Annotated in this window: 8 protein-coding genes and 1 pseudogene; 3 read left to right on the top strand and 6 right to left on the bottom strand. The window is 35.1% G+C overall.

The features are described 5' to 3' along the window. Nucleotides 1-204: 204 nt before the first annotated feature. Nucleotides 205-498, bottom strand: coding sequence for a ferredoxin III, nif-specific (fdxB, locus tag FJR38_RS24580; RefSeq protein ID WP_168497371.1), 294 nt, complete (start codon nucleotides 496-498; stop codon nucleotides 205-207). Between the two features lie 870 nt (nucleotides 499-1,368). Here fdxB and FJR38_RS24575 point away from each other — a divergent pair. Continuing rightward, nucleotides 1,369-2,954: pseudogene (locus FJR38_RS24575) on the top strand (transcriptional regulator). 61 nt (nucleotides 2,955-3,015) lie between these two features. On the opposite strand, the gene FJR38_RS24570 reads toward FJR38_RS24575, so the two are convergent. Together FJR38_RS24570 and FJR38_RS24565 are read right to left on the bottom strand one after the other, a co-directional pair. Beyond that, nucleotides 3,016-4,620, bottom strand: coding sequence for a TolC family protein (locus tag FJR38_RS24570; RefSeq protein ID WP_168539981.1), 1,605 nt, complete (start codon nucleotides 4,618-4,620; stop codon nucleotides 3,016-3,018). A gap of 542 nt (nucleotides 4,621-5,162) precedes the next feature. Next, nucleotides 5,163-6,137, bottom strand: a complete 975-nt coding sequence (locus tag FJR38_RS24565; protein ID WP_168497365.1) for a sucrase ferredoxin — start codon at nucleotides 6,135-6,137, stop codon at nucleotides 5,163-5,165. Nucleotides 6,138-6,874: 737 nt separating this feature from the next. Between FJR38_RS24565 and FJR38_RS24560 the strand changes: the two genes are divergently transcribed. After that, on the top strand, nucleotides 6,875-7,843 hold the full coding sequence (locus FJR38_RS24560) for an ROK family protein (protein ID WP_168539979.1): 969 nt from the start codon (nucleotides 6,875-6,877) through the stop codon (nucleotides 7,841-7,843). A 42-nt stretch (nucleotides 7,844-7,885) separates the two neighbouring features. On the opposite strand, the gene FJR38_RS24555 is transcribed toward FJR38_RS24560, so the two are convergent. From FJR38_RS24555 to FJR38_RS24545, 3 genes are all read right to left on the bottom strand, one after another. Further along, entirely contained in the window at nucleotides 7,886-10,552 is a 2,667-nt protein-coding gene (locus FJR38_RS24555; RefSeq protein ID WP_168539977.1) for a type I secretion system permease/ATPase, read from the bottom strand. Next, nucleotides 10,501-11,259, bottom strand: a complete 759-nt coding sequence (locus FJR38_RS24550) for a peptidylprolyl isomerase (protein ID WP_168539975.1) — start codon at nucleotides 11,257-11,259, stop codon at nucleotides 10,501-10,503. Before FJR38_RS24550 ends, FJR38_RS24555 begins: the two co-directional genes overlap by 52 nt. A gap of 274 nt (nucleotides 11,260-11,533) precedes the next feature. After that, nucleotides 11,534-12,292, bottom strand: a complete 759-nt coding sequence (locus tag FJR38_RS24545; RefSeq protein ID WP_168539973.1) for a TIGR00297 family protein — start codon at nucleotides 12,290-12,292, stop codon at nucleotides 11,534-11,536. Nucleotides 12,293-12,547: 255 nt separating this feature from the next. Here FJR38_RS24545 and FJR38_RS24540 point away from each other — a divergent pair, with 255 nt between their 5' ends. Then, a complete protein-coding gene (locus FJR38_RS24540; protein WP_168497340.1) occupies nucleotides 12,548-12,979 on the top strand; it encodes a VOC family protein in 432 nt (143 codons plus the stop codon). Nucleotides 12,980-13,658 lie beyond the last annotated feature (679 nt).

Genomic DNA, 13,658 nt, shown 5'->3' with positions numbered 1-13,658 from the left:
AAATTAAATAGCAAGAGAAAAAATAGTAGCAAGTATGATTATGTTAGATGATAACAATTGACGATTTACGTTTCTGTTTACTCTGAACTTTTTAATCAGTTACGGTAAATATTGAGATTCCCCTCTAATTACCTTGCTTAGAAACTTGACGGAAATAACCAGTGTGTTGCAGTACATCACACCGTTGCAAAATCACCAAGAATGTTATTTATCTAATGTGCTATGGGTGTAACAATTCTTGGAACAAATTCTAGCACAAGCTTCACAGCCAATGCAGTTTTCTGGATGAGTAATAACCATTACTTTGCGTTCAACTTCTTCTTCATCTTCATCTACTACAAATTCGCCTTCTTCGTTTAAAGCCATTAAGCCTAAAACTTTATGACCACAAACTTTCATACATCTGCCACAACCGATACATTTTTCTTTATCTATTTCTTGGGCAAATTTAGGAGTCCAAGCAGTACCTCCAAAAGTCAATCCTGTTAATGTCGCCATGAATAAAACCTCAGCAATTTTAGCTAGATGTGAGTTAATCCTTTAATCTTAATCCTAGCCTAATATTTCCTTTTTAAATAACAAAATTAACTGCTTTATCAAATTTTGATGACTTGCTAAATCATATTATTTATTTCTGCTTAATTTAAAATCTTAAATGATATTATTTATTAATCAATTGATTTGGTTTCTTTAAGCTAAAAGCTGATAACAAAAGGCTTTTGAAAATTTTAATTAAATTTATATCTCAATAAACATTGTTAAGCTAGGCTAACAATACCTAATTAAATAAGAATAATAATCAATTATAGAATATCTATATTGGCTTTATTGACCTACTATTTGCAAAAAATTTTTAGTTATAAAAAATATCTTGCCTACAGTATTTATAAACACAAACTCAGAAAAAACACTTTATCTATTTCTGAACTATTTTGTTTTTATCTAGTTTCGTAAAAATCAAAAACCTTAACTTACTACAATTATCTACAATTGTTCCCCATTCCCTATTCCCTATTCTCTGCCATAAGATGTTATTTAAAAACATTTAACTAAATTTATTTAGGACAAAATAAACATTATTACCACAATTATCTAGGTAAATATTAAGAAATTATGCCAAGCTCATTCTGAACAATCTTATTGAAATCTTTATGAAATGTATAGTTAATGAAGAAGCAATGAAGCCTAACTTTGGAAAATATCAATAACTACAAAATACAGCTTCATCAATCCCTATGAGTAATTAATCAGACGAGGAAAATATTTTCTCGTTATAGAGGTAATTTGGTAGCAAGTTATGAATCAAAAGGACACATCCAGGGAAAACTTGAGCCAAACATCTCAACGATTACAGTAGGAAGACTTCCTATGCCCTATATAATTCCTAATAACAGTTGCGTGGGATGTGACAACTGCCGGCTCCTATGTCCTACGGGTGCAATCAAAATCGAAGATGATGAATATTGGATTGATCCAGCCCTTTGTAATAATTGTGAGGGTTATTATCCAGAACCACAATGTGTTATTGCTTGTCCAACAAATGCCCCCATACCTTTATACGCAAAAAAAGGAAGATGTAAAGTTGAACCACGAGATGCTACCAGTCCCGATTTATTTTCCAATGGCAAGAATAACCCTTTTGCTTCAGCAATAGTTATCTGGGAAGCTTGTAATCTACTAGCACAACGGACATCTTTAGCATGGGAAAAAGATGAAGAAGATAATTTACATTACAGTCGCTCAGTTAATCAAGGACGAGGGACAATTTCCTTTCACATTCAAGACCTATTTCAAGGTAATAACTGCGCTAATAATTTACAAGCAATTGATTATTTAGACATCCGTGCTGCTTGTATCCATCTTATTTTTGCGGCTCAAATTACAGCCCTAGATCAACCTTGGGAAGAAGAATTTACTATTGATGAACGACAAATTGAACAGTATTTGGGCTTAGAAAAACGTAAAGACCTCAGCAAAAGCGTCAAACTCGGTTTAATTAAAAACATCGTTTATCAAACTTGTTCTCTCATGGTTTCTATTGACTGGCCGCAACAAGGAAGAGTTCCCAGTTTTTCTATTAAAGATACTTATCTATGGAATTTGATAGATACTCAGCACCATTTCCAAGAAGATGATCAAGGTTGTAAATATTTAATTGGACTGACATTTACTATCAAAGCTGGAACTTGGACTCAACATTTCTTCAACAGACAAGGATGCAAAGAACGCACCGCATTTTATCAATATGGCAGCCTTCCCAAAACCCTCTTAACCACAGTCATGAGTCTGTGGCAACAACATGAAGGCGCTGTTAGACTCATGCTTTGGTTATTATTTAAAACCAAAATGGGTAGAGAACAACGGATTACTATTCCTACCTTGCTGCGCGTTGCTTATGGTGAGGAAAAAGTAACTCAGGCTTCTAGGCATCGGGAAGAACGTAAACGCCTACTTAGAGCCTATGAAAATGATTTAGAAGTTCTCAATCATTATGGAGTTAAGCCATTATTTGATCCTGTTACCTATCCCCCAGAAATTCAACCTTTATGGGCAAAATTAGTTGATATTCCTGAAGATCCAGATGAAGCTTTGGAATTTTGGATTAATGATGGTAGTGGTGAAAATCGTCTCACAGACAGCGGTCCCCGTGGTAAGTGGAATTTGCTCATGAATGCACGAATTTTATCTTTTGAACTGCCTCCAGACTGGGATAAGCGTTCAGAATCAGATAAAAAACAACGTCGCACCACTAAAACCAAAAGTAATCATCAACAAACAGGTAATTTGCTAGGGGAACAGGTGACAGAAGGACGCAAAAAATGAACCTTTCCCAAAGGGAATTAGCCAAGCTGATGGAAAAAAGCCAAAGCTGGATTCGTGATGTCGAAAAAGGTCGTTTAAAAGCTAAACTAGATGACCAAATGCTGCTGAGACAATTGCTAGATATTAGTTAAATTACAGCAGTGAAATAGATCCCGGACTTCTTGAACAAATCCGGGATCTAGGTATATTTTTTTATTGTTTAATCCATTTATTTAGCGTAATACCCAAAAACTGTTCTAATTGAGTCATGCTATTAAGATGATTAATAACTGCATTTAATTCTTGATTTTGAGCATCAACTAAACCTCTTTCAAAATTAATAATATCCGTCATCGAGGTATTACTATCTGATTTCATTTTTTTCTTAGCATTGTTAAGTCTTAATTCCGCTAAATTAAGTGCTAGTCGAGCTAATTCAATTTGCTTAAAACTATCCTTAGCATTACGAATTTTATTTCTTAATTCCTCATTGAGATCATCTTGAGTTTTTGCTAAATTGTAATTAGCCTTTTGCAAAGCAATCTCACTTTTGTAGACAGCATTATCTTGGCTAAGATTACCAAACTCACGACTTAATACTAAAGATGAAGTCACACTATTTGTATCGTCACTATTAGAAGCACTATTAAACCCATAATTCACATTTAATCTTAAATCTAATCGTTGTTGATCTTTGGCTTCTGCTATCGTAAATTTGGCATTTTCCACAGAATTAATAGCAATAAGATAACTCGTATTATTATCTTGAGCTAATTTTAGCATTTCTTCAAAAGTTGGTAGATCTAAACTGGTAGGAGGAGCAGGCTTTTCAGCAGCAATTAGCATTTTTAGAGGTAAATCTGTAATTTTAGTTAAATCAGAAATTGCTTGGATTAAATTTGTTTGTACATTAACTAAATTTACTTCTTTCTGAGCAAGATCCGCTTGACGCTCAACTAAATCACTTTTAGTAATTTTCCCATCGGTAAACAATGCTTCTAATTGCTCTAATTCTTTTTTAGCATTAGCAAAAGATAGTTCTTCAATTTTCAATCTTTCTTGAGCTAACAATAAATTTCTATAAACCAATATTGTATTAGTGATTGTTTGGGAAATAGTATTCTTAAAAAATAAAATATTTGTATTTTCTGTTAATCTTGCCCTTTTTATATTCAAAGTATTCAAGTATGTACCAAAACCCCTTAATAAAGGTTGACTTAAACTCAAGTTTAGACCTTGATTAAGAATATCTGTACTAGAGTAACTAGAGAATGAACTATTGTTAAATACTTGATTTCGTCCTTGCCATCTTAAACTTAAATTAGTACCTGTAGGAAGTTTTAAATTAAAATTAGCACCGAGAGCAGCATTTTTATTAGTACTGCTATTACTACCAGTTTCATTATTATTAAAATCCCATGATAGTTGAGTTCCAAAAGTTGGATTAAATTGAGATTCAGTTTCTGCTAACTGTTGTTTATCTAAAATACGTTGCAGATAAGCTATTTTTAAATCTCGATTATTTTGTAAAGCTAAATAAACAGCATCAATTAATTTTAAAGGTATGTCTTGGTTAGGCTTATTTAAAAGTAATTGTAACTCAGAATTAACTTTTGGTAAATCTTGCTGATTAGGGATATCTTGACATTTTCCTAAACTGGGAAATAGGAAAACTAACAACAGAGATAAAAATGATGTTTGTAATAAAGAGGAATTATATAAGATGTAGCTGAAAACATTATTCTTTCCTATGGGTAATTCATGAATTACCCCTACTTTTGTTCTGTTTTGCGTAAGTCCTGATAAAAAACGATTCATGTTAGGATATTGAGTAAATGTATGGATTTATTGAGAACGTAATGCTTCTACAGGATACCTATTTGATTTTTGAAATACAAGTCTTGTGAAGATTGCTTACCCTATACGTAGTTACGTATATCATGATTGTTTCCGTAAAGTATATAGTAATTTTACTGAAAAATTTTAAATAAACATCCCCGAAAATTAAATATGCGTGACTTAAAACCCAGAGCCGAGAATCCCTATCTATAGAGCGTCTCTACATCCTTATACCGGAAATGTCTAATGATTAGCTTTGTAAATAATGCTATAGATTATCTCATATTCATGAAAAGTTGGTTCAACTTCAAAGAAGTATACAAAATAGGGTTTAGCATTACTAAACCCTTACTGACTATAGTCTATATTTATACATAAGTAGGTTGGCGTTAAAAATTGTCGTTATGGGAAGGGAACACTTCGACAAGCTCAGTGCATCGCAGGAAAGAGGTTTTGGGAGATTTTACTTTTCGTTACATATTGCGGTTTTTTTCTGTTCACCTACTTACAGCATATTTCAATTAACTATAAGTTGCGACTTTCTTCGCTACAAGCCAAAGATGAGATACAGCATATTTCACACATACTATCTCTTGTGAAGCATGACAAGAACCTTTGACTGTTTGTGTTTTCACAGGATCTTTTACAAGTTTTGCTTGATAAGTGTAGAGATCACCTGAAGGTTGTTCAAAACTTAATTCTCCAAGAATCGTATTATTATCTAAGCTTTTTTCTAGAATTTTACCTGTTACCTTATAGTTAAACCAATCCCAACCTAAGCGAAGCATGAGTTCTCTTTCCAAAATTTGTAGCGGATTTGGCAAGATTCCCCAACCACGATAAACTTTATTCAAACATTGTATATCCCCAGTCTGGGTGAGAATTGATTTAAAGGCATCTTGATCAAGAACTCCGTAATATCTTCCTTGGGGAAAATCTATAGCCGTGGGAGCAAATCTATGTCCACCAAAGTGACTTGATCTCCACATTCTGACATGATTTAACTGTAAATCAGAAACCGTTTTTTGAGCATAAAAATAAAAAGGATTGCCATATCTTGCACAGCATTGATCATGGCTACCATGAGTACATATTAATATATCTCTGGTGATGCTAGATGTTATTTCATAATCAGTAGTCACACCAGCTAAATATTTACTAACAACTCCTGCTACTTGTTCAATATTTGGTAATTTAAATTCCTGTTTCTGATATCCGCTACTCAGTCCCTCTTGCTGTTGATAAATTAATAAGGTTGTTTCTTCTACCTGATGAGATTCATCATTAGCAATTAGTAAAAAGCGAATTGGTAGTTTAGCACGTTGGATATCTTCTACTAAACTTCTTAAGTTATCTGGAACCCATTTAGAATTGAAAGCTTCATAAGCCCAAGGTGTAGGACATTCTACTAAAATATAAGTCTGATAGTTGGTAGCACTACCAATTACATCTTCTTGTATTTGTCGTGAATGATCAGCACAGAAAAAATTATTCATGTACACTTACTCAATGATAGATTTTATGGGAAATGGTTAGGAAAAAGCTAGGTAAGCACTTTATCAAATTCTGATTTTTTAAAGTTTTTCCGGTTAAATAAATCCTCTTTAAAAAAATGTAATATTTGAGAATGCTGATTTTCTGGTCAATTGATATAGGGAATTTCTAGACTAGCTGGTTTTCATTTCAGACTTTGGCAATCAGTATTATTAAATGCTGAATTCTGAAATTTAAATTATTTTTTCATGTTTTCTCTAAATGATCTTAAATAGCAAATTTTATCTTTTGTTTGTACAATCAATTGTTTACATTCACTAGCTTTTAAATTATAGCTTAATTTATTCATATTGCGAAATATTCTCAATTATTTATGAAAAAAATATAAATACTGGAGACTTTATTTTTATGCGGTCATGTATTTCGACTCTAACCTAACTCAATTTTTAAAGCAACTATTTTGATTATTTAGATAAATTCTACAAAAATATATCTTTAGATTAATTTATCTTTCATAAAACTTAATATTATCTAAAATAGCAAAAATTTAGCATCGGTAGGATTGGATTTGCAAATGTAATAAATTAGGTTGCCTATATGTTACAAAAATAATTAATACAGAAATATTTTATATCCAGACAGTGAAGATGGTTTCTTAATGAACGACAGCGCAATTGCTATTAAGTAATAATGGTGGATACTTGATGGTTGTTTCCTAAATTACCTATTCTTAAATTATATGACATTAATCTTAGCTCTGGATTTTGGTGGGACAAAGTTGGCAGCCGCGACAGTCAAGGCTGGTGCGAAGGAGTGGTTGGATCATGAATCACGTTTTTCACCTGCAAATGCTGATGCTTTGAGTGATTTAGAAATTATGCGATCGCTCATCAAATCTGTGTTAAAAGGAAAGAGAGCGGATGCTATTGGTGTCAGCTTTGGTGGACCAGTGGATGCAACTACAGGTTTAGTCCGATTATCTCATCACGTTCCTGGCTGGGAAAATGTTCCTCTCAAACAACTACTTGAAGAAGATTATCACGTACCTGTCAGTATAGACAATGATGCTAATGTTGCTGCTATTGGTGAACACCGTTTTGGGGCAGGACAAGGATATGATAGCCTATTTTACATTACTATTAGTACAGGAGTAGGTGGAGGCTGGATACTTGATGGCAAGCCCTGGCGAGGATCATTAGGAATGGCAGGAGAAATAGGTCATATAGTTGTAGATCCTAGAGGTCCAATATGCTTATGTGGAAAACGGGGCTGTGTAGAACGTTTAGCCTCTGGTCCATATATGGCGCAAAATGCCCGCGAAATGTTGGAGAACGAACCCCCCAGTGCTGACGGTAAAGGCAGGGGTGATATACTCAGGTATTTGATAGGAAATGACCTCAATTTAATCACAGGAAAGGTGGTCAGTGCCGCAGCCGCTTATGGGGATGAAATGGCACAAGAAGTATTATATAGGGGCGCTTGGGCTTTGGGCGTAGGTATTGGTAATGTAGCCAATCTGATGAATCCCCAACGGTTTGTTTTAGGTGGTGGTGTTACCAAAGCTGGGGATAATTTCTGGAATGTGGTGCGAAAAGTAGCTAGGGAAACTGCACTACCAGAGGTGAATTTTGAGGTTGTACGGGCATTGTTGGGTGATGATGCACCTTTATGGGGGGCTGTTGCTTTGGGTTTGAATGTTTTGGATTAACTCTTTTCTCACGCAGAGGCGCAGAGGCGCAGAGAGTTTACTTTAAATGTTTGCCTGTTGTCTTTGATAAAGTGACCAATACAAACCTTTTTGTTTTAAGAGTTCTAAATGTGTTCCTCGTTCGGCTATTACACCTTTTTCCATAACTAATATTAAATCAGCACGTTTGAGGGGGGCAAAACGATGGGCAATTAAGAAGACGGTGCGGTTTGTGGAAACATTTTTCAAGTTTTGTAATACTTGTTGTTCGGTTTCACTATCTAAGGCACTGGTGGCTTCATCTAAGATGAGAATTGGTGCAGAAGCTAGAAATAATCGGGCTAATGCTATGCGTTGTCTTTGTCCTCCAGATAATGCTGTACCTCTTTCACCAACGTTGTTTTCGTAACCGTAAGGTAGTTGACTAATGAAGTCATGGGCTACTGCTAATCTGGCTGCTTCTACAACTTGTTCGGCGCTAATATCTGAATTTCCTAAAGTGATATTTTCCAAGATTGTACCATTAAATAAAAAGTCTTCTTGGAGAACTACAGCTATTTGTTGTCGTAAAGATGCTAAGTCAGCACTTTTGATATCAAAGCCATCAATGAGGATACGTCCTGATTCAATTTGGTAAAGTCTTTGGATAATTTTAGAAAGGGTACTTTTTCCTGAACCGCTTCGTCCAACAATGCCTACAAATTGTCCTGGTTCAACATTAAATGAAATTCCTTTTAAGACTGGTTCAGTGTTGGCATTATAGCGAAAGAAAACTTGCTCAAAATTAACTTCACCTTTGAGGGGTGGTAATACTAAACCTGTTCCTGCTTCTGTTTCTGGGGCAGCGTTGAGAATATCACCAATTCTATCTACTGATAGTAGGACTTGTTGGAGATTTTGCCACAATTGGACTAATCTTAGTAGGGGGCTTGTCACTCGTCCTGATAACATTTGAAAGGCGATTAATTGACCAATGGTAAGTTGTTGATCAATTACTAATTTTGCCCCAAACCACAGGATTAATAAGGTAGAAAAGTTGGTGAGAAAGTCACCAATATTACTACTAATATTAGATGTAGTTGAAGCTTTAAAACTGGTGCGAATAAAACGAGCAAATAAGCCTTCCCAGCGTTCTCTAGCTACTGGTTCTGCTGCATGGGCTTTAACTGAATGGATGCCGGTGACTGTCTCTACTAAAAATGATTGACTGTCCGCACTACGGTTAAAGGTTTCATTTAGCCAATTACGTAAAATTGGGGTAGCAACAATGGTTAAAGTCGCAAACAATGGTAATACGGCTAAGGCTACAAATGTCAGGGGAATGTTGTAATAAAACATCAATCCTAGATACACTACAGCAAAGATACTGTCAAGAATTACTGTTAAAGCTGTACCTGTAAGAAATTGACGAATTTGTTCTAATTCCTGGACTCTAGCAACTGTATCGCCCACTCTCCGTGACTCAAAATAAGCCAAGGGTAAACGCATTAAATGGCGAAAAAGTTGGGCTGATAAACTCAAATCTAAACGTCGGGCGGTGTGGGTAAATATGAATAGCCGCAGCATACCTAGAATAGATTCAAATGTCGCCACTAGCAAGAGAGCGATCGCCATGACATCTAATGTGGCTAAACTCTCCTGTACCATCACTTTATCAATGATGACTTGGGTAATTAATGGTGAAGCTAAACCCAATAATTGTAAGGTAAAGGAAGCTAATAAAACCTCACCTAATAAACCCCGATATTTCCAAACTGCGGGAGTAAACCAAGCTAAATTAAATTTCTCTTGTTGGGAAACTAATTCAGCTTGCCATAATGTACCATCCCAACAATTTTCTACCACAGATTGGGGTAATTGTTCACAAATATAATCAGGATTTTGGGGATTAGCAATAATTAAATAATTACCTTTCATTCCATAAGCTACAACCCATTTTAATTGTGAATTTTCTCCCTCTTGATTGGCTTCATTCCACAACAACAAAGCCGGAAAAGATAATTGACGTAATTCCCGCCAATTAACCTGTAATTTTCGCAAAACTAAGCCGACTTTTTCCGCTGCTTCTACTAGATTTTTGGGCTTTTGTCCCCGCAATTGACGTTGTACCCATTCCAACTGCACAGGATTTTGTAAATATTGCGCCACCATTGTTAAACAAGCAGCACCTGTATTCCCACTTCCCACAAAGGGATAGTTAGAAATTATCGGTTGAGGAGGTGTTGAAGGTGGTGGAGAAATAGGGGAATTAGGAAACGCTAAAAAGGTTTCTTTCTCCTGTTTATCTGTTGAACTTTTCCAAAATTCATCAAGTTGAGGATTGATAAACTTTTTCCACAGTTCCGCATTCCAACACACTACTACTACTTCCTTACTAGCAGCCACAGCTTTACAATTAACAAATAATTGTTGACAGTCACCAAACCAATTTCCTGTTTGTAAAGTTGCGACAGTTTTACTTTCTCCTTCTTCACGTAAACGCACTTTACCAGTGACAATTACAAACTGTTCATATCCTAGTTCTTGTGACCAAATTTTTTCGCCAAGTTTATAGTGACGAATATCCGCTTGCTGTTTTAATTCGCTTTGTTCTTCAGCATTTAGCCAGGATAGGGGCGGTTCATTCCAGGGTAAATTATTTAACACATTTATTGCTAAAAGTTGATGATTGATATCTTTTAATTCACTTGAATTTTGACTGTCAGGCTTTGAATTTTCTCTCCTAACCATTTCTCAAATAATTCATTTTTTAATGATTGTTGTAATTGAGGATCTTCTAAAGATGCTGGGAGAATTTGTTCTAATCTAAATAAAGCAAAACGTCCTTCTATTTCTATGGGATTGATTAATTGTCCGGGGGTAGTTGCGTCTACAGCCGCACGTAAAATGTCCGGTATAGTTCCCCGACTAATCGGTCCCATCATCCCATTAAAGACTCGTTCATCTGCTAATGAATACTCTTTTGCTAGTTGTTCAAAACTACTACCTTCTTCAATTTGAGTTTGTAGTTCTTCTGCTAGTTCTCGACTATCAACTAGAATCCTGGAAAGTACCACTCTATCCAAGTAAATCTTCTTTTCAATAAAGTATTCTGGTAATTTGGATTCTGTGACTAATGCTTTGAGTTTTTCTAATTGAAAACTAAAGGTAATAGATGTATGAAAAGTTGTATAATCTGTACCATTGCTTGTCAACCATTCTTGGAATTTTTGTGCATCTGTTAATTGGTTTTTGAGGCGGAAATCAATAATTGTTTGTTCAATTAATGCAGAACTAACTTCGATTTCTGCCCTGTTACTAATTTCTTGTTCAATTACGTGCTGACGTAAGACATCACTAATGAAATTCCCCAATTTACCAGATATTTGCAGGTATTTGACTACTTCAGCTAGGGCTATTTCTTGGTCATTGACAGTCAGAAAAGATGAAGATTCCATGAAGTAATTCTGAGGATAATACTAAAACATCTATAAGACTTTCCATTAAATAATAGAGAAAACAGTAGGAAATGATCTCTAGCAATAATAAAGATTCGATAAATTAAATATGTAATTAATATCTGGTAATGAAATATGCTATTTTCTGATAAAAGGTAAACTAAATGATTCTAGATGATCACTATTTTAAAATCTGTAAACAGGATGACAAAAATAATAAGGTTGGGTTGACAGATGTTACCCAACCTACTTGAATTTTGATTTGTGTTAATAATTAAACAAAGATACTTTGGTAAATTAATGCCAGTATAATTGCCACAATTGCCCCAATTAGGGTATTAAAAACATTGACAACTTCATTGGTAAGCCAAGTATATTGAGATTGCAAAGTTGCACCAATGACACTTTCTAAATTGGTGGCGATAAATGCTGCTAATATACACCAAACAATACCAAGGGGATTAATTAAATTTACTCCCCAACCAATGAGAGCGATCGCTATTGATGCTACCATACCAGCTAAAGTTCCTTCTAAACTTACTGCCCCTTCTGTACCTCTAGGAACTGGTTGCAGTGTCGTAATTAAAAAGGTGCTTTTACCATAAGCTTTACCAACTTCACTGGCTGTAGTATCAGATAGTTTAGTGCTAAAACTGGCAACATAACCCAAGCATAGTAAATATTTAAAATCAGGGAAAAACAACACTCCCAAGGCACACAAAGCCGCTATTAATGCTGAACCCCAAACGTTTTCTGGACCTCTTGCACCGGCACGCTTTTCCGCAATTCCTGCGGCTTCTTTTTCTACCATACCAATGCGTGTTACCCCTGAACCGACAATAAAATAAAACACTACTACTAGGTATCCTTGCCAACCTAATGTTCCCCAAATGATTATTCCTAATAACCCAGCATTCAATATACCTGCGGGAGTAAGCAACTTTTTGGGAATAATTGCGACTATTCCTAGTAAAATTGCATTTAAGCCTACTCCCATTAACCAGGGATTAACAGAATCTATTAAAGATAACATAAGCGATAAATCCTGAGTATTTTTGCCATAATGTTATCAGATAAAACTGCTATATACTCACTCTAATTAGGTCTTGCTTAATAAAGTAAAAACCTAAATAAATCAATCAAAATTGACATTTAACAATTAACAACGCTTAATAACCCAGATTCGATACTATTCGGATCTCCTTCTTCTTTCTGATAGCGCAGCGTGGCGTAAGCCATACTCCTGACTCCTATCCCTAACTAAAAGACTTTTTAGCAAACTCTAATTATGAACAAGATTTTATTCCACCTTGCTTTTCCTGTTACTGATATTCCTCAAGCCAAAGCCTATTATGTTGATGGTTTAGGTTGCATACCCGGACGTGAAAATTCCCATGCTTTAATTCTCAATCTTTATGGGCATCAATTAGTAGCCCACATTACTAAAAATATCCTAGTACCTCAGAAAACAATTTATCCCAGACATTTTGGCTTAATTTTTACTACAGAAGAAGATTGGCAAAATTTACTATTAAGGGTGCAAATCAAACAGCTAAATTTTCGAGAAGAACCAAAAAACCGTTTTGTTGATACTCTTCTAGAACATCGTACTTTCTTTTTAGAAGACCCCTTTTATAACTTAATAGAATTTAAGTATTATCACTACCCAGATGCAATTTTCGGTAGTGCCGAATATACGGGCATTGGAGATAAAATTTAGACTAAACTAATGCAATTAATTAAGGCATTGTCAAAATTATCGCAACAATTTACAGCAAATTGCAATCAAATCAAACGTTAAACGTGCCACACATGAAAAGGATAAAAACCATTACCAGACTTCACTATGCGATTGATTTTTGTGGCGTGTTTGATCTGAAACGGCTATAACTCTCTTCTGTCAATCTCCGAGTTTTCCTATTAATAAAAGGTTTTCAAGCGACGCAATATCAACTGATTGAGGTATTTACCATCAAAATTTTGTGCTTTGCTCATCTTGTATAATTCCTATTAGGAAAAAGAACAGAGCTATAGCGAAGCTCTCCGTAAGAATCGCATTCCAGGCAAAAGTTAGAGTATTCCAAGTAAAAAAATGCCCAATTGTCATTGCGTTCGCGGAGCGTGGCGTTAGCCATATGGAGCGGAGCGGAATGAAGCAATCTCTGGTTTTGGATCATTTATTGTTTGGAACACTCTTACAGAGTTTAGAAATTGTAAGACTTTTTAGAGAGTGACAGAAGAGGGATAAATAACCCTTTCCTAAGAAACCGCATTTGTTTGAGGTTGGGGAATAAGTTCAAAACCTAATTGCACATCGGATTTGCCTATGTTCCTTATCCCGTGGGTTCTTTGGTACTTAGTTGAGAATTCACCATAAATCCCAGAAAAAACAAAACCCC

Origin of the sequence: Anabaena sp. UHCC 0253, from assembly GCF_009712085.1 — a bacterium.
Taxonomy (GTDB): Bacteria; Cyanobacteriota; Cyanobacteriia; order Cyanobacteriales; family Nostocaceae; genus Dolichospermum.
The sequence above is the reverse complement of the archived record's forward strand: the minus strand, read 5'-3'. Positions and strand labels throughout refer to the sequence as shown.

Bases quoted from the DNA above. Each gene is read 5' to 3' on its own strand.
- fdxB (WP_168497371.1), bottom strand. From the start codon at position 498: ATGGCGACATTAACAGGATTGACTTTTGGAGGTACTGCTTGGACTCCT.
- FJR38_RS24565 (WP_168497365.1), bottom strand. From the start codon at position 6,137: ATGAATAATTTTTTCTGTGCTGATCATTCACGACAAATACAAGAAGAT.
- FJR38_RS24540 (WP_168497340.1), top strand. From the start codon at position 12,548: ATGAACAAGATTTTATTCCACCTTGCTTTTCCTGTTACTGATATTCCT.
- FJR38_RS24545 (WP_168539973.1), bottom strand. From the start codon at position 12,292: ATGTTATCTTTAATAGATTCTGTTAATCCCTGGTTAATGGGAGTAGGC.
- FJR38_RS24550 (WP_168539975.1), bottom strand. From the start codon at position 11,259: ATGGAATCTTCATCTTTTCTGACTGTCAATGACCAAGAAATAGCCCTA.
- FJR38_RS24555 (WP_168539977.1), bottom strand. From the start codon at position 10,552: ATGGTTAGGAGAGAAAATTCAAAGCCTGACAGTCAAAATTCAAGTGAA.
- FJR38_RS24570 (WP_168539981.1), bottom strand. From the start codon at position 4,620: ATGAATCGTTTTTTATCAGGACTTACGCAAAACAGAACAAAAGTAGGG.
- FJR38_RS24560 (WP_168539979.1), top strand. From the start codon at position 6,875: ATGACATTAATCTTAGCTCTGGATTTTGGTGGGACAAAGTTGGCAGCC.